The organism is Nocardioides baekrokdamisoli, assembly GCF_003945325.1.
Classification (GTDB): Bacteria; Actinomycetota; Actinomycetes; order Propionibacteriales; family Nocardioidaceae; genus Nocardioides; species Nocardioides baekrokdamisoli.
Genome location: NZ_AP019307.1, coordinates 2,887,259 through 2,906,186, shown reverse-complemented (window position 1 = coordinate 2,906,186; position 18,928 = coordinate 2,887,259). Strand labels below are relative to the sequence as shown.

Annotated in this window: 26 protein-coding genes; 9 read left to right on the top strand and 17 right to left on the bottom strand. The window is 65.3% G+C overall.

Annotated features, from left to right (window positions below; translation table 11 throughout):
* Nucleotides 1-3: 3 nt before the first annotated feature.
* The 5 genes from KCTC_RS14310 to KCTC_RS14290 all read right to left on the bottom strand — a co-directional run bounded on the left by KCTC_RS14310 (nt 4) and on the right by KCTC_RS14290 (nt 5,260).
* The gene (locus KCTC_RS14310) at nt 4-513 is read right to left on the bottom strand and encodes a hypothetical protein (RefSeq protein WP_125569879.1); all 510 of its coding nucleotides are present in this window, start codon (nt 511-513) and stop codon (nt 4-6) included.
* Nucleotides 514-638: 125 nt separating this feature from the next.
* The gene (locus KCTC_RS14305; RefSeq protein ID WP_125569878.1) at nt 639-1,418 is read right to left on the bottom strand and encodes a GntR family transcriptional regulator; all 780 of its coding nucleotides are present in this window, start codon (nt 1,416-1,418) and stop codon (nt 639-641) included.
* Nucleotides 1,419-1,448: 30 nt separating this feature from the next.
* A complete protein-coding gene (locus KCTC_RS14300; RefSeq protein ID WP_164512610.1) occupies nt 1,449-2,117 on the bottom strand; it encodes an Ig-like domain-containing protein in 669 nt (222 codons plus the stop codon).
* A 362-nt stretch (nt 2,118-2,479) separates the two neighbouring features.
* On the bottom strand, nt 2,480-4,012 hold the full coding sequence (locus KCTC_RS14295) for a sigma-70 family RNA polymerase sigma factor (RefSeq protein WP_164512609.1): 1,533 nt from the start codon (nt 4,010-4,012) through the stop codon (nt 2,480-2,482).
* 153 nt (nt 4,013-4,165) lie between these two features.
* Nucleotides 4,166-5,260, bottom strand: a complete 1,095-nt coding sequence (locus KCTC_RS14290) for a DUF3472 domain-containing protein (RefSeq protein WP_164512608.1) — start codon at nt 5,258-5,260, stop codon at nt 4,166-4,168.
* A 223-nt stretch (nt 5,261-5,483) separates the two neighbouring features.
* On the opposite strand from KCTC_RS14290, the gene KCTC_RS14285 reads away from it, so the two are divergent.
* Entirely contained in the window at nt 5,484-6,197 is a 714-nt protein-coding gene (locus KCTC_RS14285; protein ID WP_164512607.1) for a DedA family protein, read from the top strand.
* 17 nt (nt 6,198-6,214) lie between these two features.
* Here KCTC_RS14285 and KCTC_RS14280 read toward each other — a convergent pair whose 3' ends face one another.
* From KCTC_RS14280 to KCTC_RS14265, 4 genes are read right to left on the bottom strand one after another with little or no spacing between them, the layout of a single operon-like run.
* Nucleotides 6,215-6,805 (bottom strand): YdeI/OmpD-associated family protein, encoded by a 591-nt coding sequence (locus tag KCTC_RS14280; RefSeq protein WP_125569873.1) that lies wholly within the window; start codon nt 6,803-6,805, stop codon nt 6,215-6,217.
* A 12-nt stretch (nt 6,806-6,817) separates the two neighbouring features.
* Entirely contained in the window at nt 6,818-7,060 is a 243-nt protein-coding gene (locus tag KCTC_RS14275; protein ID WP_125569872.1) for a hypothetical protein, read from the bottom strand.
* A gap of 32 nt (nt 7,061-7,092) precedes the next feature.
* On the bottom strand, nt 7,093-7,797 hold the full coding sequence (locus KCTC_RS14270) for a plastocyanin/azurin family copper-binding protein (protein WP_125569871.1): 705 nt from the start codon (nt 7,795-7,797) through the stop codon (nt 7,093-7,095).
* Nucleotides 7,794-8,225: a hypothetical protein gene (locus KCTC_RS14265; protein ID WP_125569870.1), complete on the bottom strand. Its 432-nt coding sequence runs from the start codon at nt 8,223-8,225 to the stop codon at nt 7,794-7,796. The genes KCTC_RS14270 and KCTC_RS14265 overlap by 4 nt, the downstream gene beginning before the upstream one ends.
* Nucleotides 8,226-8,383: 158 nt before the next feature.
* On the opposite strand from KCTC_RS14265, the gene KCTC_RS14260 reads away from it, so the two are divergent.
* Genes KCTC_RS14260 through KCTC_RS14250 form a run of 3 tightly spaced genes read left to right on the top strand, consistent with a single transcriptional unit; the run spans nt 8,384 to nt 10,224 of the window.
* Nucleotides 8,384-8,953, top strand: a complete 570-nt coding sequence (locus KCTC_RS14260; RefSeq protein ID WP_197715211.1) for a COG4315 family predicted lipoprotein — start codon at nt 8,384-8,386, stop codon at nt 8,951-8,953.
* Between the two features lie 54 nt (nt 8,954-9,007).
* Nucleotides 9,008-9,529 (top strand): sigma-70 family RNA polymerase sigma factor, encoded by a 522-nt coding sequence (locus KCTC_RS14255; protein WP_125569869.1) that lies wholly within the window; start codon nt 9,008-9,010, stop codon nt 9,527-9,529.
* Nucleotides 9,526-10,224, top strand: a complete 699-nt coding sequence (locus tag KCTC_RS14250; RefSeq protein WP_125569868.1) for an anti-sigma factor family protein — start codon at nt 9,526-9,528, stop codon at nt 10,222-10,224. Before KCTC_RS14255 ends, KCTC_RS14250 begins: the two co-directional genes overlap by 4 nt.
* 74 nt (nt 10,225-10,298) lie before the next feature.
* Here the strand turns inward: KCTC_RS14250 and KCTC_RS14245 are convergent, their stop codons facing one another.
* Together KCTC_RS14245 and KCTC_RS14795 are read right to left on the bottom strand one after the other, a co-directional pair.
* On the bottom strand, nt 10,299-10,685 hold the full coding sequence (locus tag KCTC_RS14245) for a nuclear transport factor 2 family protein (protein WP_125569867.1): 387 nt from the start codon (nt 10,683-10,685) through the stop codon (nt 10,299-10,301).
* A gap of 178 nt (nt 10,686-10,863) precedes the next feature.
* A complete protein-coding gene (locus KCTC_RS14795) occupies nt 10,864-11,460 on the bottom strand; it encodes a hypothetical protein (protein WP_164512606.1) in 597 nt (198 codons plus the stop codon).
* Nucleotides 11,461-11,513: 53 nt separating this feature from the next.
* On the opposite strand from KCTC_RS14795, the gene KCTC_RS14790 reads away from it, so the two are divergent.
* A complete protein-coding gene (locus KCTC_RS14790) occupies nt 11,514-11,765 on the top strand; it encodes a DivIVA domain-containing protein (protein ID WP_164512605.1) in 252 nt (83 codons plus the stop codon).
* Between the two features lie 564 nt (nt 11,766-12,329).
* Here KCTC_RS14790 and KCTC_RS14230 read toward each other — a convergent pair.
* A complete protein-coding gene (locus tag KCTC_RS14230; RefSeq protein WP_125569864.1) occupies nt 12,330-13,076 on the bottom strand; it encodes an META domain-containing protein in 747 nt (248 codons plus the stop codon).
* Between the two features lie 140 nt (nt 13,077-13,216).
* Here KCTC_RS14230 and KCTC_RS14225 point away from each other — a divergent pair, with 140 nt between their 5' ends.
* Nucleotides 13,217-14,395, top strand: coding sequence for an IS110 family RNA-guided transposase (locus tag KCTC_RS14225; RefSeq protein WP_125569854.1), 1,179 nt, complete (start codon nt 13,217-13,219; stop codon nt 14,393-14,395).
* A 76-nt stretch (nt 14,396-14,471) separates the two neighbouring features.
* Here the strand turns inward: KCTC_RS14225 and KCTC_RS14220 are convergent, their stop codons facing one another.
* Together KCTC_RS14220 and KCTC_RS14215 are read right to left on the bottom strand one after the other, a co-directional pair.
* Nucleotides 14,472-14,948: a hypothetical protein gene (locus KCTC_RS14220; RefSeq protein ID WP_125569863.1), complete on the bottom strand. Its 477-nt coding sequence runs from the start codon at nt 14,946-14,948 to the stop codon at nt 14,472-14,474.
* A gap of 87 nt (nt 14,949-15,035) precedes the next feature.
* Nucleotides 15,036-15,380: a hypothetical protein gene (locus KCTC_RS14215; RefSeq protein ID WP_197715210.1), complete on the bottom strand. Its 345-nt coding sequence runs from the start codon at nt 15,378-15,380 to the stop codon at nt 15,036-15,038.
* Between the two features lie 157 nt (nt 15,381-15,537).
* On the opposite strand from KCTC_RS14215, the gene KCTC_RS14785 reads away from it, so the two are divergent.
* Complete coding sequence (locus KCTC_RS14785) at nt 15,538-15,696, top strand: hypothetical protein (protein ID WP_164512604.1); 159 nt, start codon at nt 15,538-15,540, stop codon at nt 15,694-15,696.
* Between the two features lie 69 nt (nt 15,697-15,765).
* Here the strand turns inward: KCTC_RS14785 and KCTC_RS14210 are convergent, their stop codons facing one another.
* Nucleotides 15,766-15,993 carry a hypothetical protein gene (locus tag KCTC_RS14210; RefSeq protein WP_125569862.1) on the bottom strand — a complete coding sequence of 76 codons (228 nt, stop codon included), beginning with the start codon at nt 15,991-15,993 and terminating at the stop codon, nt 15,766-15,768.
* Between the two features lie 214 nt (nt 15,994-16,207).
* Here KCTC_RS14210 and KCTC_RS14205 point away from each other — a divergent pair, with 214 nt between their 5' ends.
* A complete protein-coding gene (locus tag KCTC_RS14205; protein WP_125569861.1) occupies nt 16,208-17,023 on the top strand; it encodes a hypothetical protein in 816 nt (271 codons plus the stop codon).
* 29 nt (nt 17,024-17,052) lie between these two features.
* Here the strand turns inward: KCTC_RS14205 and KCTC_RS14200 are convergent, their stop codons facing one another.
* On the bottom strand, nt 17,053-17,463 hold the full coding sequence (locus KCTC_RS14200) for a hypothetical protein (RefSeq protein WP_125569860.1): 411 nt from the start codon (nt 17,461-17,463) through the stop codon (nt 17,053-17,055).
* A 774-nt stretch (nt 17,464-18,237) separates the two neighbouring features.
* On the opposite strand from KCTC_RS14200, the gene KCTC_RS14195 reads away from it, so the two are divergent.
* Nucleotides 18,238-18,522: a hypothetical protein gene (locus KCTC_RS14195; protein ID WP_125569859.1), complete on the top strand. Its 285-nt coding sequence runs from the start codon at nt 18,238-18,240 to the stop codon at nt 18,520-18,522.
* A 39-nt stretch (nt 18,523-18,561) separates the two neighbouring features.
* On the opposite strand, the gene KCTC_RS14190 is transcribed toward KCTC_RS14195, so the two are convergent.
* Nucleotides 18,562-18,927 (bottom strand): hypothetical protein, encoded by a 366-nt coding sequence (locus tag KCTC_RS14190; protein ID WP_125569858.1) that lies wholly within the window; start codon nt 18,925-18,927, stop codon nt 18,562-18,564.
* Nucleotide 18,928: the final 1 nt, after the last annotated feature.

Sequence of the window (18,928 nt, the reverse complement as noted above, 5' to 3'; positions counted from 1 at the left end):
AACTCAGCGACTGGAGGCGCTGACGTCCCACGTGCCCGCCATGGGCGCGAGGTCACCACGAACCTTCTTGGTGAAGGAGACGGTGACCTTCTCGTAGACCGCGGTCCCGGCCTTGCGTACCAACCCGTGTGCCGTCACCGTCACCGGAGCCGAGACATAGTTGCCAGCAGCACAGTAGGGCGTACAGGTGTTGTAGACGAGTCGCCCCGTTGCGTGAGCCTGCGCCGTGCCCCACCCGGTCCACGACAGGTTCTCGACGCCCACATTCTCGTCGCCGCAGGTGAGCGAGTAGAGCTTCGGCCGGTTCACCGGCTGGCGACCGCAGGTCAGCAGGTACGTCTTGGCTCCCACGGCGTGGGCATCGTTGGCGACGTTCGCCACCTGGACGTGGGTGTCGGCAAAGGCCGAACTGAACTGGCCGAGGGCGACGCCGCCCGCAGCGGCGACTGCCGCGATGAGGATGACGACGGCAACCATCGGCACTGACAGAAGACGTGGTGTGAGCGAACGCATGACATTTCCTTCAGACTCGGATCCAGCCCCTGGTGGACGGACGAGTCGACCGTACGAAGCTCACTTCTCAGCCCCGGGGCAACAGTGTGTCACTTCAGTGACAACCATTCCGCCGCCGGACTGCGTCAGTCGATGAAGTACGCCGGGTACGCCGCGTACGCCTCGTCCGAGAACTGGCGAAGTCGACGGAGGTGGCGCAGCAGCGTACGCCGACCGCTGGCGGCATTGCCGGATTCCACCGCGTCGGCAATCACCACGTGCTCGTCGATGACGGTCGTGAAGATGTCCTGGTCAGGTCGCGTGAGTCGATGCGCCCGGTCGAGGTGAAAATGCGGCAGTCGCACGGCCATTCGTCCGTTGGCAGCGTCAGCGAGTGCGACGAGCTCGTCGTGGAACTGCTCGCAAGCCGCCATGAAGGCACGGATGTCGCGGGACTCCGCTGCGCCCTGTTGCACCTCGATCAGGTCGTGCATCCTCGTGGTGTCCCGAGCACGCGCACCGCAGGCCGCGTCGAAGGCGTATGTCTCCAGGCTCTCGCGCAACCGGAGTTCCCTCCCGACCTCACGCCACCTGATGCGTGCGACCTTGGTTCCGACATGAGGAACCGAGGTCACCAGACCCGCCGCGGTCAGACGCGCGATGGCCTCTTCCACGGAGGCGCGACTGACGCGGGCAGCCGCGGCGATCTCGGCTTCCACCAGCAGCGATCCCGGCAGCAGTCGCAACGTCCGGATCGCCTCCAGCAACTCCGTGAAGACGGCGTCCGAGGCCTCCGCCCACCCGACGCCGGGACCCGGCATCGAGAACAGTCCGGCCAGCGGCGAGGACTCCAGGGCCACGATGCCGCGGATCGAGCGGATCGAAGGAAGCGACTCGGGAGACAGGCGTGGGTCAGGTACTTGCATGCACGTGTTCGAAGAAGGTCGACCGGAGGGTCACTGACCGGCTTCGGGGTGCGTACGCGACGTCGGACGGCGACGCAGGTTGATCTGGCCACGCCGACGGTAGAGCGCGACCACCAGGCTGGCAGCCACAACTGCGCTGCCGCTCACGCCGGCCCGGAGCAACTGATCGTTGCTCCCGCTCGTCGTACCGGTGCTGTCCAGGCCCGCGTCCACCCCGGACGGGAGGCCGTGGGTCGAGGTTCCGCCACAGACCGGTGCCTTGCCGCCCTTCACAGGCACGATGACGACCTGACCGGTGCCGTGCGACGGCGCCCAGTTCCCCTTCGGGATGAAGGTCGCGGTGAAGTGATGGGTACCGGCCGGCAGGGGCTTGCTGAACCGCGATCCGCAGCAACCGATCATCTCGGTCACGCGGCCGCTGCGTGGCACCACCCGACGGTCGTAGACGACGCCATCGACCGCGAACTCCACAGTCCCCTCAGGCACACCGGCGTCGGAGGTCACCGTGATCCGGACCGGCACGCAAGACCCGTACGGGAAGCTCGGCGCGTTGCTGACCGTCGTGCTGGTCCCTGGCGCGCCCTGATACGCCACCGGCGACCACGACCGGGCAACGCCGGATCCGGAAGCAATGAGGACGGCAGCGATCGCAGCCAGCATCAGGCTGATCGAAGTGATGAGTCGAGCGATTCTGCGCAAGATAGGACCCCCAGAGAGCACCGGCATGGATACCTCACCGTTGAGGCCTGCTGCTTAGACGCGCGATCCGCCCGATCCATTACACGCGCCGGGCAATTTTTTCGATGACCAGCAACAGGGCCTCGGGGTACGCGAGTGTCACCGAACGATGAAACGGCCCCGCGCTCGGACGCGGGGCCGTTTCCCCAGCCTCCCGATAGGGGTGGGAAGCTGACAGGTCCGAGCAGTGCCAGCAGACAGAGGGGGGATGGTCGACTGCTGGCGCGCCTAGGAGCTCACTCGTTCCTGGGGCTATGACGCGACCGGGAGCCTCACCATGACGCGCGGTACGGATCTTTTTTGCGACGGTTTCGCAGGCTCCGTCAGGACGCTCGGTAGCAGGTGAGGACCTGCTGCCGCACATGGCAGCTGTCAGCGGAGCCGGTTTGGGTGTACAGCACCGTGGGTTGTCCGGTGGAGGGATCCGGATACCGCGAGGTGATCTGCAGGGGGCCCACGCAGTCAGCCGTCGGGCCGCTCGCCGAACACGTCCCGCCTCCGCTGGGGGTCATCACGATGTCCGCAGCCGAATTCCCTGTCGAATCCACACACTTCACCCCCGCGCCCTGCATCCTGCACGTGCCGATGTTGGTGTACTCAAGGGACTTCGTCCCGCTCGGACTCGCCGAAGCGGTTGGAGAAGAGACAGGCACGACGGGTACGGCGGGCACGTGCGGCAGCACCGGAGTCGGCAAGGCCAGCGGCGCAGACCGGCTGGAAGCCGGCGACGGCAGCGCGGCCGGAGTCGGCATCGGTTGCCCCGACACGGACGCGTCCGATGGCCGCGCGGTCACCGTGGCTCCGGGGCGATCGGGTCCGAACGACGAACTGTGCGAATCCAGACCACCCGTATGCCGAGCATCCACGGCAACAGTCCGCGCGGTGTGTGCGGCGTCGTGCAGGTCAGCCACCCCGACAGCTCCAGCCACCGCAACGGTCGCGATCACCACCACGGTGTTCGCAATCACGGTCGACGAAGGCCCGGCCAGCGGCGCAGCGACGCGCAGTCGCTCGACCAGATCCGCGACCCGGCCCCTGACCGCCGCAAGGGCCGAGTGTGTCCCGGGTGCGGCGGTGCCGGGCAGGTGGTTGCCGGTCGTCGAGGGCACCCCGAGAAGGAGGACGGGGATCAGGAGAGCTGCGAAGCGGTTGTTGATGTGGTCAAGCCCCTCCACGACCCGTGCGCACTCGTCGCACCGCCGCACATGGTCGCCGACGACAGCGTGACGACTCGCAGCGAGCCGCCCGCGTACGTACCTGGGCAGGTCGGCGACATGGGCGTGGCATTCACTCCCCGACGGAACGGCGTCGAAGTGCTGCGACAGATAGGCCTGTTTGAGCCCCTCGCGCGCTCGCATCGCCAGGACCGACACCGAGTTCGCCGAGAGCCCGTACTGCTGTCCGACGTCGTGCGGCGTACGTCCCTGGACCACCGTGGCCCACAACACCGTCTGCCAGCGGTCGGGCAACCCTCGGAAGGCCCGGCTGATGGCATCACACTCAACGACCGTCTCGGCCGCATCCGGCGCCGCATGCTCAGCGACGAGGCTCACGTCATCGAATGGGACCTCTCGCCCGACCCGCCGCAGCGAGTCGACATTGACGCTCTGGATCGTCGCGCAGAGATAGGCACGGAACGCCGTCTCCGGGCCTTTTCCGGCGCGCGTCAGCCGATATACCTTCACGGTCGCCTCAGAAACCAGATCGTGCGCACGCACCGGATTCGTCAGCGTGAGCGCGTACGTGAGCGCGCTCTCGTAGTGCTGCCGATAGAGCGCTGCGAACGCCTCATCGTCGCCCGCCCGCGCAGCAGCCAGCAGCTCCTGCTCCGCGATCCGCTCCCCTTCAGATCTCACAGCGATACCCCCACGACGCGCATGCGTCGCCGATACAACCACCCCTCGATCCCATGGTAGAACACGTTTCAGTTTCCGCCGAGTGCTGGAAATGACATCACCCCTCCCCCCGAGCCCGTGAGCTCGCGAGGGAGGGGTGATGAGGGTTCAGCTCTACTGCACCGTGACCGTGATCGGCCCGGAGAGGACCTGGTAGCCGTCGTTGTAGAGGTAGTAGACCTGATAGGTCCCCGGCCCGTAGTTGAACGTGAACGTCTTGCTCCCACGCTCACCGCTGGCCGTCTGCCAGTCGGTGGAGTATCCGTTGCCGGGCGAAGTGCCCTGCTTGTAGACACCGATCCAGTTCGACGAGCTGGCGGTACCTGCCGGAGTGGCGTACGCGAACGTGACGGTGGAGCCGTTGGAGACCGACTGCGTCGAGGCGGTGAGGCTGGTCGCCGTCGGAGGCGCGTACGCCCCGGTCTGCGATGTCACCACCAGGTTCGCCGAACTGCCGCTGATCGAGCTCTGGTCGGCGTACGTGCAAGTGCTGCTGTGCGTGGTGCTCGTGTAGGGCACGGCGGCGACGGTCTTGCCGTTGACTGAACCCGTGATCGGCGAGAACACCGCACTCGAGTTGATCTGGTTCCCGCAGATCGCGTTCGGGTCGTTCCAGTTGAAGTACTCGACCCAGGACACCTCGGGGCTCACGGTCCCACCGGTCGCGCCACCGAACTTCAGGTAGCCGATCCGGTGGTTCACGTTCGTAGTCGGGTCGTAGAGGTAGGCCGTCCACCAGCCAGCGCCTTGCGCAGGTGCCTGCGCCACGGTGAGCCGGTACTTCACCCCGGCTTTCCACGGGTAGTAGATCCGCGCGGACTTGAAGTCCGTGGTCTCGGTGCCGCTGGTGCAGTAGGCACCGAGCGCAGCCTCGCCGGTCCGGCAGTCAGTCGCGCCCCACACGCTGAAGAGCACGGGCCTTCCGGTGCCGTTGCCAGAGGTCGCCTGGAACCCGATGTAACCGCTGTTGTCGGCAGTCGAGAACTGGTGGGACCAGAACACGTTGGCGCCGTCGCCGGGGTCGTTGGTGACGGTCGTATAGAACTGCATCGTGGTGTACTGCGGGCTGGAAGCCGTGTATGCGTACAGGCCCGGCGTGCCCAACGACGACGGTCCGTCCGTGGCGGCCTCGGCCACGGCGGCGGCGGAGCCCACCATCCCCACGACCGCGAGCCCGACGGCCGCGATCCGGATCTTCAACTTCGACATGATTTTCCTCCCCAGGACACCAGGGCAGACAGCCCCGAGTGCGCATCCGCACGATCTGAAATCGTAGGCATCCGAGGCGTCCCCGCAAGGGGTTCTGACCAGCGACTTCTCGGCACGACCCCACCGTGAGCGTGGGCGCCACGAAGGTGTGTCCGGACCGAGGACGATGCGTAGTACCCGGGGACTACGCAAGAGTCTTACGGAGAGTGGGACACTCGGCGTGATGACGCCCGCGACCCACGACCCTGAGATCCCCAGGCCGCACCGGGCACCAGCACCCTGGAGCGGGACTGCCGCTCGCCCCGACAAAGTCATCGCGGTGCTGCTCGGGCTGTGCATGGCGTACTGGATTGCCTTGTGGCCGCTGGTGCCGGCGCTGATCGGTTCGCATCCGCTGCTGTTGGAGATCATCAGTGGGTCGACCCTGGCCGAGGTCACGGTCGGAGCGCACAGTCGACTCGGCGAACTGCCGATCTGGTTCGCCGTTCTGGCCGGCGTGCCCGGGACGATGATCTTCGACTGGGTCTTCTGGTGGGCGGGGCGTCGGTGGGGTGACCGCGCACTGCACCTGCTCCTGGGCCGCGCTTCCTCGCCGGGAGCGCTGGCCCGTCGAGAGGCACGTCTGGCCCGACTCGAGCGAACGGCCGAGCGGTTCGGTCCCGCGGCCATTGTGCTCGCGTACTACCTGCCGGTGCCGAACATCCTGATCTACGCGGCCTCCGGGCTGGCCGGGATGCGACTACGCACCTTCCTGGCCTTGGACGTGCTCGGCTCGCTGCTGTGGGTCGGCCCGGCCGTCGGTCTCGGGTACGCCCTCGGCAAACCGGCCGTGGATGTCATCCATCGGATCGACCACTACTCCACGCTCGTCACCATCGCGGTGATCGTGCTGGTCACCGTCGTCCAGGCTCGGAGAGGACGCACCGTCCCCAGATAGGGCGTGCCACGTCCCCGTCAGTGGATGGTCTCGCCGTTGTGGCACATCTCGACGAACTTCGCGATCCGTGCAGCCCGGGTCTCCGCCTTCTTCGCATCCTGCACCCGGTAGAGGATGGCGTAGCGGTTGGCACCTGTGAGGGTCTCGAAGAACGCCTCTGCCTGCGGGTCGGCGGCAAACGCGGCAGCCAGGTCATCCGGGACCGTGGCCGTCTTCTGACCGGCGTACGCCGCAGCCCACCGTCCGTCCGCCTTGGCCGCGTCGATCTGAGCCTGCCCGGACGGGCGCATCCGACCCGCCGAGATCAGAGCCTCCACCTTGTCCCGATTGACCTGCGACCACTTGCTGCGCGGGCCGCGCGGAGTGAAGCGCTGCAGCCAGTACGCCTCGTCGTAGCCCCGCTTCTGCCCGTCGATCCAGCCGTGGCAGAGGGCGATGTCGAGCGCTTCGGCGTAGGTGACAGTCGCAGCCGCGCCGGCCTTCCCGATCTTGAGCCAGAAGCCGCGGACGTCGGCGTGGTGCTCGACGAACCAGGCCTCGCAGTCGGGCACGGTGAGGAAGGAGATCACCGGCTGGCCGGCGAACTCCTCCGTGGTGTCCTCGGGCATGCATCCATCCTGTCACCGGCCACCGACAGAATGCCTCCACCCATGGACAGCGCCGGCGACCAGCAGGCCGAGAAGCCCGCCGACCATCGCTGCGGGAATGCCGATCTCAAACACTGCGAACCACGCGGTCGGTGCATACGTGTCCAGGCCGATCACAAGGCCGGCGAGGGCACCGATGAAGCCGGCGATCGCCGCACCGGCCGAGGCGTACCTCCCGGCACGGCTCACGTACGCGCGCGGCTGCAGACTGGTCACCCCACCATCATGGGCCTTGATCGGGTTCACGGTCAGGATCGGCGGCTCCGGCGCAGGAAGATGGCCGTCCCACCTCCGACCATCAGGACAGCTCCGCCGATCCACCAGAGCGCAGCGTGCGGACTCCCGTTGCCTCCACCTGTTGCCGGTGATCCGGCCGTCGGACCCACAGACGCCGATGTACTGACGTGCGGCTTCGCCGACGCCGTGGTCGAGGCCGAGACGTGTTTGGTCGGGGTCACCATCGGTGTCATCGAGGGGCTGGCGGCGTGCGTCGCGAACGGGATGGGAGCCGGGTGCGGTGGGCTCGGCGTCACATGTGGCGAAGACCGGACGGTCGGGTGCGTGGTCGGATGCGGAGACGGCGTGGTCGCCGGCACCACCCTGACCGTTGCGGTCGGCATCATCGAGTGGTCGGCACAGTGATACGTGTACGTACCGACGACGGTGAAGCGGTGCGAGTACGTCCCGCCCGACGCGATCTGCCCGGAGTCGAAGGCTCCCGGTCCGCTGAGCGAGGTGACGGTGTGATCCGTGCCGTCGTCGTTGGTCCAGGTCACGGTCGATCCGACCGTGATGGTGACAACCTGCGGTGAGTACGCGAAGTTCTGGATGGCCACACTCGCGCCGGCTGCGCTGCTCGCTTCCTGCAGAAGGACGAGGGAACCGAACATGGCAGTGACACAGGTGACCACCGCCACCAGAGCTGCGCGGACGTACAGGCGGGTCTTGGTCATGAGCGGGCCTTTCGCGGGGTTCTACGCAGATAGATGAGAGCGAGTACGAACGCGGCGACGGCGGCCAGGGCTTCGCCGTCGAAGCTCCGGGTCTTGTCGGCGGACCAGACCGGCTCGTACATGTCGGGGATCGGGCCGAGCTGCCCGGGATCGACGTAGTAGTAGAAGGTCACGGCCGCCACTCCGGCCGCGCCGACGAGGCATGCGGCGGCCGCCGAGAGGAGATTCGGACGGAGCACCAGCCAGATCGCGGCGACGATCGCCATCGCCGACTCGATCCGGAACAGGTCCGTCTGGCTGAGAGCGGACGTACGCACGAGGTGGTAACTCGATGCGATGTGCAAGTGGACGTACGCATCGATTGCCAGACCGGCCACCGTGATCAGGATGAGCGTCCACTCGATCCATCCACGTCGCAGGAGCTCCATGGCACACCGCCTCTCGTGATCGGTATCTGGAACACGAGGGTGCGTGGGATTCGGTTCAACGGACTTTCACCGGAGTCGAGGTGAACCATCCGTAGGGCTGTTCCGTGTCCTTGGTGAGGGCGGATCAACCGCCAGGTCGAACGGAAGGACGTACAGCCATGATCGACTTCATGACACGGCGCCATCGCCGCGCCGTACTCATCGCGCCCGCAGCGGTCGCCGGGATCCTGCTCTCCGCATGCGGCTCCTCGACCTACAGCACCGGCGGTTACGGCCATCCGTCCACCACAACGAGCCCGTCGATGTCGGCCAGCGGCTCCGGGGCAGAGCAGATCGCCACGGCGAAGGGTGAGTACGGCACGTACCTCACCGCTGACGAGGGTCGGGCCGTCTATCTGTGGGCGGGCGACTCCGGGAGCACCTCCAACTGTTCCAGCGCGTGTGCCAGCGCCTGGCCCCCGGTGCTGACCACCGGCGCCCCCAAGGCCTCCGGCTCAGCCATGACCCCCGATCTGGGCACGGTGAAGCGCTCGGACGGCGGCACCCAGGTCACGTACAAGGGACACCCGCTCTACTACTTCGCGGGCGACTCCGGGGCGGGCTCGACCAACGGCCAGGGCAACAATGGATTCGGCGCGAAGTGGTGGCTGGTCTCCCCCACCGGCGCCCCGATCACCGGAGCTGCCTCCAGCAGCAACAGCGGCGCGTACGGCGGCGGAAACTACTGACCCGTCGGCCGCGAGAGAAGCGCCATGAGTCCATTCGGGAGCAGACTGGTGGGCATGCCCCTGGGTCCGGCATCGGACGGCGACCGCCTGCTGCGTACGTTGCATGACGAGCACGGCGCTGCGCTGTGGAGGTACGCCCTCAGCCTGACCGGTGGCGACGCAGCCCAGGCGCAGGACGTCGTGCAGGAGACGCTGCTGCGAGCGTGGCGCAACCCGAATGCGTTCGAACCGGAACGCGGGTCCGCCCGGGCGTGGCTCTACACAGTGGCGCGACGGATCGTGATCGACGACCATCGCTCCGCCCGACGTCGGCACGAGTCAGTGACGGATCACGTGCCCGAACCCCGCACTGAGGACGCTGTCGACCAGATCGTCGACCGCGAGGTGCTCCGCCAGGCGCTCAGCCGACTGACGCCGGAGCATCGTGAGGTGCTGCGCCAGTGCTACTACCGCGGACGGTCGGTGGCCGAAGCCGCGGAGGCACTCTCGATCTCGCCGGGGACCGTGAAGTCCCGAACCCACTACGCGATCCGGGCTCTCCGGGCCGCACTGCAGGAACTAGGAGGTGCCGAATGAGCACGGACCCGTACGAACTCGTCGACGCCGCCTATCTGCTGGGCGCGCTCAGCCCGGACGAGCGTCTCGCCTTCGAGGCACATCTGCAGGGCTGCGAGGCGTGCCGAGCGCGCGTGGACGCCGGCCGCAGCGTCTTCCCGTACCTGATCGCCAGCGAGGAGGCCGATCTCGACGAGACGTACCCTCCGCTCCCGGACACGATCCTGCCACGCCTGCTCGCCGAGTCCCGTCGGGCCTCGCGCCGGATGCGTACGGCCAGCTTTGCGCTCGGAGCAGTCGCGGCGTCGGTGCTGGCGGTGGTGCTGGCGGTGGTGCTGGCGGTGGTGCTGGCGGTGGTGCTGGCGACCCAGCATCAGACCAGTCCGCCGGCACAGGCGATGGTGGCCGTGCACCCGACCGCCGTGAACGCGACCGCCTCGCTCCGTCAGACCCCGTGGGGGACGGAGATCACCGTGAACTGCGGATACACCCACGGGGTCGCGATCCCCGCGGGCTACCGCTACGCGCTGTCCGTACGGAGCACCACCGGTGCGACCAGCCAGCTGGGCAGCTGGCAGCTCAACGACGGCCGATCGATCGCCTTCAGCGCGGGGACTGCGCTGCCGATCAGCCAGATCCAGGCGATCGACATCACCGACTCCGACGGCACAGCACTGCTCGAACTGAGCGGATCTGCAGTAAGTCAACGCGGGTGACCGGGAGGATCCCTCCGGGTGTTGCACATCAGGGCTTCTGGAGGCGCCAGCCGCGTGTCGGTGCGGCGCCAGATCTATGCCGACTTGGAACCAATGTGAGCGTCCGCGTCGGACCAGAACGCGCGCATTGAGGTGATCTTGCCGTCCTCATTGAACGTCATCACGTCGATCGGGGCGATCGTATAGGCGGTTTCTCCGATGTGAGTGACGAGCTCGAACAAGAACGCCGCCTGTCCGTCTGCGATCTTGACGACACTGAGCTCGGCGGTCTGTTCCAGCCCCTCAAGCGTTGCGTAGAACTCGCGGATTGCCGCACGGGTGGTACGCACCTCGCTGCCGATTGGGTCCTCGACGGTGGCGCCTTCGGCGAACAGGTCCATGAGTTCATCGGTGGTCCCGTCGGCCACGAGCCGGACATAGGCACTGACGGTCTCAAGAATCGCTTCGCGGCTCGCAGTCATGGCCTGAAACTAGAACCGGTTCTAGTTTGAGTCAAGATTCGGATACTTTGGTTGCTCGGGACGCTAGGGGGCCAGATCCGGGTGCTGCATTCGACGCACTTGAATCAGTAAGTAGCGCTCCGAGGGACGCCGTGTGCGGACATGCAGCCACGCTCTTGGCTACGTGAGTTGCGGCAGATCAGGGCGTACGTGGTCCCGACGTGAGTCGGGCTCGAAGCCGATCGACTGCCAACCGCAGCAGCCCGCCGAACCCGACCAGGGCGGCGGCTGCCAACCCGGCAGGGATACCCAGGACGACGAGGCCGGCCCCGGCGGCATTGTCGCTGTTGGGGTCTGAGGACGTTGCCATTGCCAGCACATACGCCGCGAGCAGCGAGCCCCAGACCAAGGCTGTGGCGAGGGCCATGCGCGCGATTCGGCCGGGTGCCCGGCACGTCAGGTATCCCATGACGGGCATCATCAGGACAAGAGTCGCTGCGACGCCGCCCCACGACCACAGCGCCCATGTCGGCTCCAGTTCCGGATGGTCGTTGTGGCTGGCCGCCTGCATCCCGAATCCGGTTGCGAGGATCGCCCCGGTGATCCAGATTCCCCCGAGTACCCAGTCTGATCGACGGAGGAACGCCGACTGACCTCGGCGAGCTGATGACTGCGGTATCCACGTCGAACCGTCGAACCAGTAGCGAAAGTCCGGGCTCCACGCCGAGATCCACTCCTCGCCCGTCCACCACCAGATCCCGTCCGGCGAATGTTGCCCGTCGGCTGTCTCGGTCACCGGGCAAGTCTCGCATCAGCAGCAGTGACGGCCGAGCGTCGTACCGTGTCCTCATGACTCAGATGTCCTTCAATGGCGAACAACCGATCGCTCCAGCTCGGTTCAGGTTGGTTCGTTGGCGGGAGGGATATGCCGTCGAGGACGTCGACGCGCTCGTGGCGAAAATCGAGGCTGGTACGGCTACGAGCAGCGAGATCCAGAATGCGCGATTCACTCCCGTTCGGATCCGTCCCGGCTATGCGATGGGCGAGGTGGACAGGTACCTCTCAAACGTTGAAGCGGAGTTACGGGCCGCCGGCCGTTGAAGACACCGATTGAGGCGTACGGATCTGGTCAGCCCTGACATCGGACGGACCCTCCTGCGTGCCTGCCAGGCATCTTCGTTGGGATCGCAGGTGCCGTCGTGGGTGTGGTCAGCCTGGAGGGTCTGACCACGGCCCCGCGGATGAGACGCGACGCCCTCACGTCAGCTGAATCTGAGTTGAAGGACCTCACCTACGTGGGACTGATCGCCGCAGACGCGATCGGTGTTGAGACGCGCACAGCGGCAAAAGAGTGCGGTTCGCATGAGGCGTGCCCATACTCAGTGGGTGTCTGTCAGGCGATTGGATCAGTGCACGGTTTGCGCGAATGGGGACCTCGTATTCGCCATCCGAGAAGACACTGGCGCGGTGGTCGTTGAGTGCCTCGAATGCCTTACAGGCTTCAACGACCCTTCGATTCTTGGTCAGCCCTTCCGCACCGAATCCGCTCCCTTCGGTGTGCGTCAGGCGACGAGTGATGCGGTTCGGCGGGCTGGCCTCACGGATTTCGTGCGGGACTGATCGCGGCAGATGAGTGCGTCGTTGTTGGCAGCCCTAAGCCGCCGATTAGCCAACTAAGCGGCCGATGACGAGTACAGCTTCGCCAACGTGAATGGTGAGCCGATCTCTGTTGCCCGTAACCCTCATTGGGGCGCCAGACTCAATCACCGCGAACGAGCTCGTGAGCGCCCTCTGCCATGTCGGCGCCGCGGCGGTAAGGCCGACCAGCCCCGAATGGACGTCACGAATCCGGATCTGGGCGACCGGTGCGTCCGCGGCAACGAAGCGACCACTCCAAGGGTTCACGCCATCAAATCCGGTCACGGTGCCATTGTCCAAGAACTGAAGAGTCGCGGAACCCGGAACTGGGATCATCGGCCCGTCGGCACCCATCGTGCTCACCGACTCGACTGTCCAGTTGCCGAGGTAGCCGTGCGGCGGCATGGGCGCGGCCGGATGCGACGTAGCCAGGCTTGCAGAGGCGCTCGGATTGGCCGCGGTGCCTATAGATCCGCATCCCGTCAGGCAGGCAACTGTCAACGCACTCACGAAGGCCGCGCGAACGACTTCCACACACATGTGAACTCCTTCGAACCAGGGGATGCCGAGTATGACGCCGACGCCGTGGCGCAGGTTCCACGCCGCAGCGATTGACTTGCGACAAAGAAGCAGCGCGACATCCCGGCACTGGTCCTCTGCCTTGGCATTGCAGCAGAACGGTTTGCGGCTACTAAGAGACTTCCGGTCAGGATCGGTGTCTGGCCAGACTCGGTCTAGGTGCCCGGCGGGACGGCTCTCTTTGCGGCTGCCCACCAGAGGGTGTGGCTCTCTTCTGGTCTGCTGCCCGCCGGGTCACCGTTGACGAGGCGTGGCTCAAGAAGGGACTGCCCAGCTCGTAGTAGCACTGCCCACCTCGCCGTTTCAGTTCAATCGAATCGAAGCGAGGAAACGTGATGGATGCAGTGAACATTGGGGTCGATCCCCACAAACTCTCGGCCACGATCGAGGTCGTCGACCACCACGGTCACCGACTTGGCGGCGGCCGATATGCCACCGACACCGACGGGTACCGGCTGATGCGGAAGTACGTGGCGCAGTGGCCTGATCGGGTGTGGGCGGTTGAGGGTGCCAACGGTGCCGGCCGACCGCTGGCCCAACGGTTGCTCGCCGCTGGCGAGTCCGTGGTCGATGTTCCGGCCAAGCTCGCCGCCCGGGTGAGGTTGTTCGATACCGGCCACAACCGGAAGACCGACGCGACCGATGCGCATTCGATCGCCGCGGTCGCAGTCCACACCAAAGGTCTACGTGTGCTGGCGGTCGATGAGGGACTGGAGGTGATCCGGATGCTCGCCGATCGTCGTGATGAGCTTTCGCATCTGCGGGTTCAGACCGTGAACCGGATCCAACGCCTGCTCAGTGAATTGCTGCCTGGCCAGCGCAAACGTGACCTGTCAGCCGATCAAGCCAAGGCCCTGCTCGCGACAGTGAAGCCCCGGGATCTGGCTGGGAGGATGCGTCGCCGGATCACCGCTGAGGAGATCGCCGACCTTGTCGTCCTGGACCGGAAGTTGAAGAAGATCAACACCGAGCTGAAAGTTGCAGTCCTCGAACGCGGATCGCACCTGATGGACATTCACGGCATCGGCCCAGCGGGCGCAGCCAGGATCTTGGCCGATGTCGGCGATGTTGTCCGGTTCGCTGACCGGAACAGGTTCGCCTCCTGGACCGGCACCGCACCGTTGGATGCCTCATCTGGTGAGCAGATCCGACACCGGTTATCGCGGGCCGGGAACCGGCGGATGAACCACGTCATCCACATCGCCGCGATCGTCCAGATCCGGCGTGACACCGAAGGCCGGGCCTACTACCGACGCAAACTCGCGGCCGGGAAGACCCCGATGGAAGCACTGCGGTGTTTGAAGCGACGCATCTCGGATGTGATCTATCGCCAACTCGTGGCCGACGCACGTGAAGCGGGTCCGGGAGGGCACTGCGGGGCGTCTGACATATCCAGCGCGGTCGACCTGCCCCCGCACATCGACACTTCGGATCAGCCACTTCCCGGACCCGTGCCCACCACGCTACGCCCCGCTGGCGCCGTCGAACAGAGGCACCATCCAGCCGCCTCTTGACACAGAAGGGAGCCAGATCAGCGCGTTCAGGGCGGTCGCTACCGACCTAGATGTCCTCGCCGTCGCTGGCGCGCGACTACTGGTTTTGAAGGGCGTTAGCGACCTGATCTGCGATCCGGGCGGCGGGTTTCCGGCTGAGCAGTCCCTCTTTGCAATATGTGCGCACGAGGGGCAGTTGCTGACCGTCGGAAGAGGCCGGGACGAGGATGTCCACAACAACTTGCTGAAGCCCGGTCAATCCAAGCGGAATCGCCACACGGACCGCCGCATCGGCGGTCGGCAACGGTATGAGCTTCGGGAATGCGCTCGTGAGCTTCTGAAGTGCTTCGTCACGTGTCAGGGGCGCAACTGTGCCGCGATCCTCTACGACGGTCCGGAGTCGCATCGCGCCCCGGGCCCCGCCCTTGGCTCCGCCGCGACCGCCACCGAGTGCCCCGGCTCCGCCAGCGCCCACTCCGCCCCCGATCGATCCACCGAGTTGGCCGGCACGTGCGAACAGTTCGATTAGGTACTGCTCGACGTCGGCCGGTACCCGCGGGTCTTGTTCGCGCATACGGAGACATTAGTTGCCGACCGGATTCTCAGAAGACTCGTCGCGGCAGATGAGGGCGTCCGGTGTGCGCCGCCCAAACCTCTCGTCTCAACTGCAGAGGAAGTGATTTGGATTCGCCGTGGCGGCGCGGAAGACGACTTCGTGCCCGCGGTCGTCGCGAAAGATCGCTGTTGAAGGTGACGTCAGCGTGATGGTCCCGTGCTGGTACGGATTGCCCCATCCCTTTGGCGGATTGTCGTTCCCGTCGCTGAGGTGCGTTTCTGCTTCGTAGTACTGGCCATTGATGCGAGCGCGGCTAATGCCGCAGTGGGTGTAGAGGGAGAACGGCGACGAGGTCGGTGTCGCGTGAGGTTCCTCGCCATTGTCAGAGGAACTGCAGCCGGTCATAGTGGCAATGAGCGCGGCAACGGCGAGAACGGTGCTCCAGCGCACGGCACCTCCAACCCTCTGTCTCCAGAAGTATGACGCCAGGTTCGTCAGCAAAGGTTCCAATCCGGACCCCTTGAACTCGACAAACCCGCGCACGGTTGGCGGCAGAACTGGGCGTCCTCGGATGTCGCCCCTTGGGTATGGGTAACAGACTCGGCGCATGGCCGAACTGTCGCTTCAATGCCCGCGTTGCAAGGCCTCCTTCTCTGGGGAGGAAGCTGATTCGCTTGCAGATCTGTTGATCGGACACGTTGAGGCTGAACATGGGCATGCGCCGCTGCGCGAACACGTCCTGGCCCGTATCGAGCGGCACAACTGACGGCGGCAGACGGCGTCGAATATGTCCGGTTGCGGCAGGTGAACCCCCGCCGGCCGGTCAGGACTCCGACTATCCGGGCGGGATGCAGATGTGTCCCTTCGGGAGAAGATAAAAGAGATACGGGACGCGCATCCCCTCAAGAATCAGCGTGTTCTGCAGTTGGCACTGCTGGTACGCAAGTTGACCCTGAAGTGTTGCGAGTTGGCCCTGAAGATCCGAGACAGTGTCGGCCGAGGAGGGAGCGGCGGAGAGAGCCAGAACCGCGGCGGCGGCGCCTAACAGCGCGATGCTCTTCATAGGTGTGATCATGCGAAGTCCTTCTTGCGGGTGGACAAGTGCACCATGCCTGACGGCGCCACCTTAGAACCCAGTGTCGGACCGCCACAAGGCGTTGCGGAAAGGCTGATCTGTGCATCGTTCGGCCCGACGAGACGTACTCATCTCAACAGGGTCGCGCGCGATCAGCGGCAAACGAGTGCGCAATGGGCTGTGCAGCGGCCAACATGTCTGCATGAGTCAACCGATCGATCCGACCATACGTGCCGGACGATTCTGGCTGCCGTTCTGGTTGACATTTGGGATCGTCACCATGATCGCAGCGGGGCTAACCTTCGTCGGTTTCCTGTTCGTGAGTGCGTTCAATGACTCGGGCGGCTCAGAGGTCGCCATCGTGGGTGGCGCTGTTGGCTTTTTCGGGGTGGCGTGGCTTGCGGCGGCTTGTCTGGGTTTCCTGATCGCGGTGTGCGTGGGCGGCGCTAGGCGGGCGCTGCGAACGATGCCGCGTCGCACACTGGTTCCGGCGCTGCTGATTGGAAGCTTGGGCATCGTGTTCGTCGCTCTTGGCAGTGGACTCGAAGCGCGGGGAGACGCTGACGATGCGGCCAAGGCGAAGACAGCAGATACGAAGTACGCGCAGTCCATCGGGTTTGACGCTCGCCGGTGTCACGCGGTGCCGGCCTCGCTGGTCGCGAGGCTCATGGCAGCTCGAACAAGCGGTGTGACCGACAACGGAGGGGAGCCCGTGATTGGAACTCATGCCGCGCTCTATGACCTTCCGGGGTCGTATGCGTCAGTTGGGTTGCGTCAGTACGTCGCGCTGGCGATCGACACCCGGGGTACGTGGGGAACCAACGGGGCCTACTTCGATTTCGTGGCCGGGGCCGACGGGTCACCAATGTATGAGGTGAGTGACGCGACTCCCGACGGGGCGCCCAGCAGCTTCAAGCTGAGTAAGGCGACTGATCCGAAGGTTCGCGCGGCCCTCCGGCAGATCGAGCTCAGCGTCGCTGTGAACCAGGCCGCATATTGCCTGGGTCGACAGCCTTGAACGAGTAGTCGCCCAAGACCCGCAGTAGATCATTGCGGATGGGAGTAATTGGATGGGTCGACGCCGAACTTCTCGATCATGAAACGCCAAAACAGCAGAACGGCTTCGTCGACTGGGCGCTCAAGCCGATCGTCTCGACCCGTGATGGATAGGTGCTCAATGAGTACGGAGCCGTTTGACGGGTGCGCCAGGGAACTTGGAGCACGGATGGCTACGACGTCATAGGGCGGCTCCGGGATGGGTTCGGCGACGACTATCAAGTCATGCATTGAGGTGCACGCGGCGAGATCAGCGTCAGCGCCTACTGCACGCACGCTCTTCACGATGGCCGACATATGAGCGAACTCGGGATGATCGTCGGCGAACTTGGCGAACCTGTCGTCGATGTAAGCCCAGGACACCGGTCTGAATGGGTATCGAGGCGCCGGATGCCTGTTCATCGCCTAAGCGTGTCAGGTGGGTCGCCAATGCGCTCTCGATTCTCGACAGAGTCACGGCAAATCAGTTTCGCACGGAGTGCCCTGTGATCGGCCGGCGAAAATCGAGCACCCGAGGCGAACGCAGTGCAACCTCTCGCTCAGACGGAACCATCCAGAACGGCAGATCGGGTTTCAGGGCGTGGGTGGCCTCGGGGGAACGCCGGCTCTGATGTCGGTATCCGTCACTGCGTACCGAATCAGCTCGGCCCCGCTGCTGGCAAGAGCCCCGAGAACGTCTGGAGCGCACTTGGCCGACATGTGTTTCCGGCACCCTCCGACGAGCCCATCGAGATCCCTGACAATGCTCACGGGGCTGCTGATGGATGCGACGACATCCGCCGGGCACCAACCCTGTGCTCCAGCCGCCAGAGCTTGAAGGCGAGTGAAGTCTGGAGCGTGAGCCAGGATTTCCGGCACGGCTTCGTCCATCTCGTCAGAGAGCTTGTAGGCCTCATGCGACCAAGCGCGGACTGCGGCGAAGCACGCCTGAGTTACCCCAGGAGGCAGCGTCTGAGACGCAGGCGCAGCGGGCGCAGATCCGCAAGCGGTCAGTGCCGGGAGAACGAGAATCAACCGCGGCAGAGTCCTCACAGCGACAAGTTTGCAGAGGATCAGCAGCGGGTCAACGTATTCCGCTACTAGTGCGCCGTCTCTCTGAGGTCGGAGTACGCACTCATATCGGCAGTGTCGCGGCAAAACAGTGTGGATCTCCCGTCGCCGCGCGAGACTGGCCGGGTGTCCATCGTGTCGGGCGACTACCGCGAGATCGCAACAGTCCTCATGCATCTGCCAGGGAGCATGACCAAGGTCGAGCTCGAGCGCTTCCGCGGAGTCGGCATCGCGGGTGGCGAAGTGACGTGGGATCTCGAGACGGAGACGATTCCGGTCCACTTGCGCGCCATCGGCAGCCGGTTCGTGGTGGTCGGACGCTTCATCCGGCAGTCGGAGGACCACAGCGCTGAGGATCTCCATGCCCTGATGCGGATGCGTCCAGAGATCGTCGAACTAGGCCAATCTTGAACGCCTTGTCTGCGGCAGATCAGGATGCTTGGCTGGCCGTCATCGGGCCGAAACGAGTGATTCAGCCTGCGGATCAAAGCAGACAAGCCCGAGCTCTGAAGCGCATTGTGCTGCGAACGGAACCGCACGTTCGGCGCCGCTGTAGGTCATTGCGAAGTAGATGGCGTCGCCGAAGGCGTTGTTGATGATGGGGGCGTCGGCCCATGGCGTCTCGTCGTCGTCCCATGCTTCATCCGTGTCAGGCCACCTAGCCGTCAAGGCCTCGACGAAGGCCATAATTGCCGGCGTCGGGGTCGGCTCGTGGTCGCCCGACTCCATGCGGTCCATGAGCTTCAGGTAGCAGTCAAGAGCAGCCGCATCAGAGATTGGCTGTTCGCCTTCCCAGACTGCAAGGTCGTAACTCATG

Excerpts from the sequence above, each read along its gene's own strand:
- KCTC_RS14310 (WP_125569879.1), bottom strand. The coding sequence starts at position 513 with ATGCGTTCGCTCACACCACGTCTTCTGTCAGTGCCGATGGTTGCCGTC.
- KCTC_RS14305 (WP_125569878.1), bottom strand. The coding sequence starts at position 1,418 with ATGCAAGTACCTGACCCACGCCTGTCTCCCGAGTCGCTTCCTTCGATC.
- KCTC_RS14290 (WP_164512608.1), bottom strand. The coding sequence starts at position 5,260 with ATGTCGAAGTTGAAGATCCGGATCGCGGCCGTCGGGCTCGCGGTCGTG.
- KCTC_RS14285 (WP_164512607.1), top strand. The coding sequence starts at position 5,484 with ATGACGCCCGCGACCCACGACCCTGAGATCCCCAGGCCGCACCGGGCA.
- KCTC_RS14280 (WP_125569873.1), bottom strand. The coding sequence starts at position 6,805 with ATGCCCGAGGACACCACGGAGGAGTTCGCCGGCCAGCCGGTGATCTCC.
- KCTC_RS14270 (WP_125569871.1), bottom strand. The coding sequence starts at position 7,797 with ATGACCAAGACCCGCCTGTACGTCCGCGCAGCTCTGGTGGCGGTGGTC.
- KCTC_RS14265 (WP_125569870.1), bottom strand. The coding sequence starts at position 8,225 with ATGGAGCTCCTGCGACGTGGATGGATCGAGTGGACGCTCATCCTGATC.
- KCTC_RS14260 (WP_197715211.1), top strand. The coding sequence starts at position 8,384 with ATGATCGACTTCATGACACGGCGCCATCGCCGCGCCGTACTCATCGCG.
- KCTC_RS14255 (WP_125569869.1), top strand. The coding sequence starts at position 9,008 with ATGCCCCTGGGTCCGGCATCGGACGGCGACCGCCTGCTGCGTACGTTG.
- KCTC_RS14250 (WP_125569868.1), top strand. The coding sequence starts at position 9,526 with ATGAGCACGGACCCGTACGAACTCGTCGACGCCGCCTATCTGCTGGGC.
- KCTC_RS14245 (WP_125569867.1), bottom strand. The coding sequence starts at position 10,685 with ATGACTGCGAGCCGCGAAGCGATTCTTGAGACCGTCAGTGCCTATGTC.
- KCTC_RS14790 (WP_164512605.1), top strand. The coding sequence starts at position 11,514 with ATGACTCAGATGTCCTTCAATGGCGAACAACCGATCGCTCCAGCTCGG.
- KCTC_RS14225 (WP_125569854.1), top strand. The coding sequence starts at position 13,217 with ATGGATGCAGTGAACATTGGGGTCGATCCCCACAAACTCTCGGCCACG.
- KCTC_RS14220 (WP_125569863.1), bottom strand. The coding sequence starts at position 14,948 with ATGCGCGAACAAGACCCGCGGGTACCGGCCGACGTCGAGCAGTACCTA.
- KCTC_RS14785 (WP_164512604.1), top strand. The coding sequence starts at position 15,538 with ATGGCCGAACTGTCGCTTCAATGCCCGCGTTGCAAGGCCTCCTTCTCT.
- KCTC_RS14210 (WP_125569862.1), bottom strand. The coding sequence starts at position 15,993 with ATGAAGAGCATCGCGCTGTTAGGCGCCGCCGCCGCGGTTCTGGCTCTC.
- KCTC_RS14205 (WP_125569861.1), top strand. The coding sequence starts at position 16,208 with ATGAGTCAACCGATCGATCCGACCATACGTGCCGGACGATTCTGGCTG.
- KCTC_RS14200 (WP_125569860.1), bottom strand. The coding sequence starts at position 17,463 with ATGAACAGGCATCCGGCGCCTCGATACCCATTCAGACCGGTGTCCTGG.
- KCTC_RS14190 (WP_125569858.1), bottom strand. The coding sequence starts at position 18,927 with ATGAGTTACGACCTTGCAGTCTGGGAAGGCGAACAGCCAATCTCTGAT.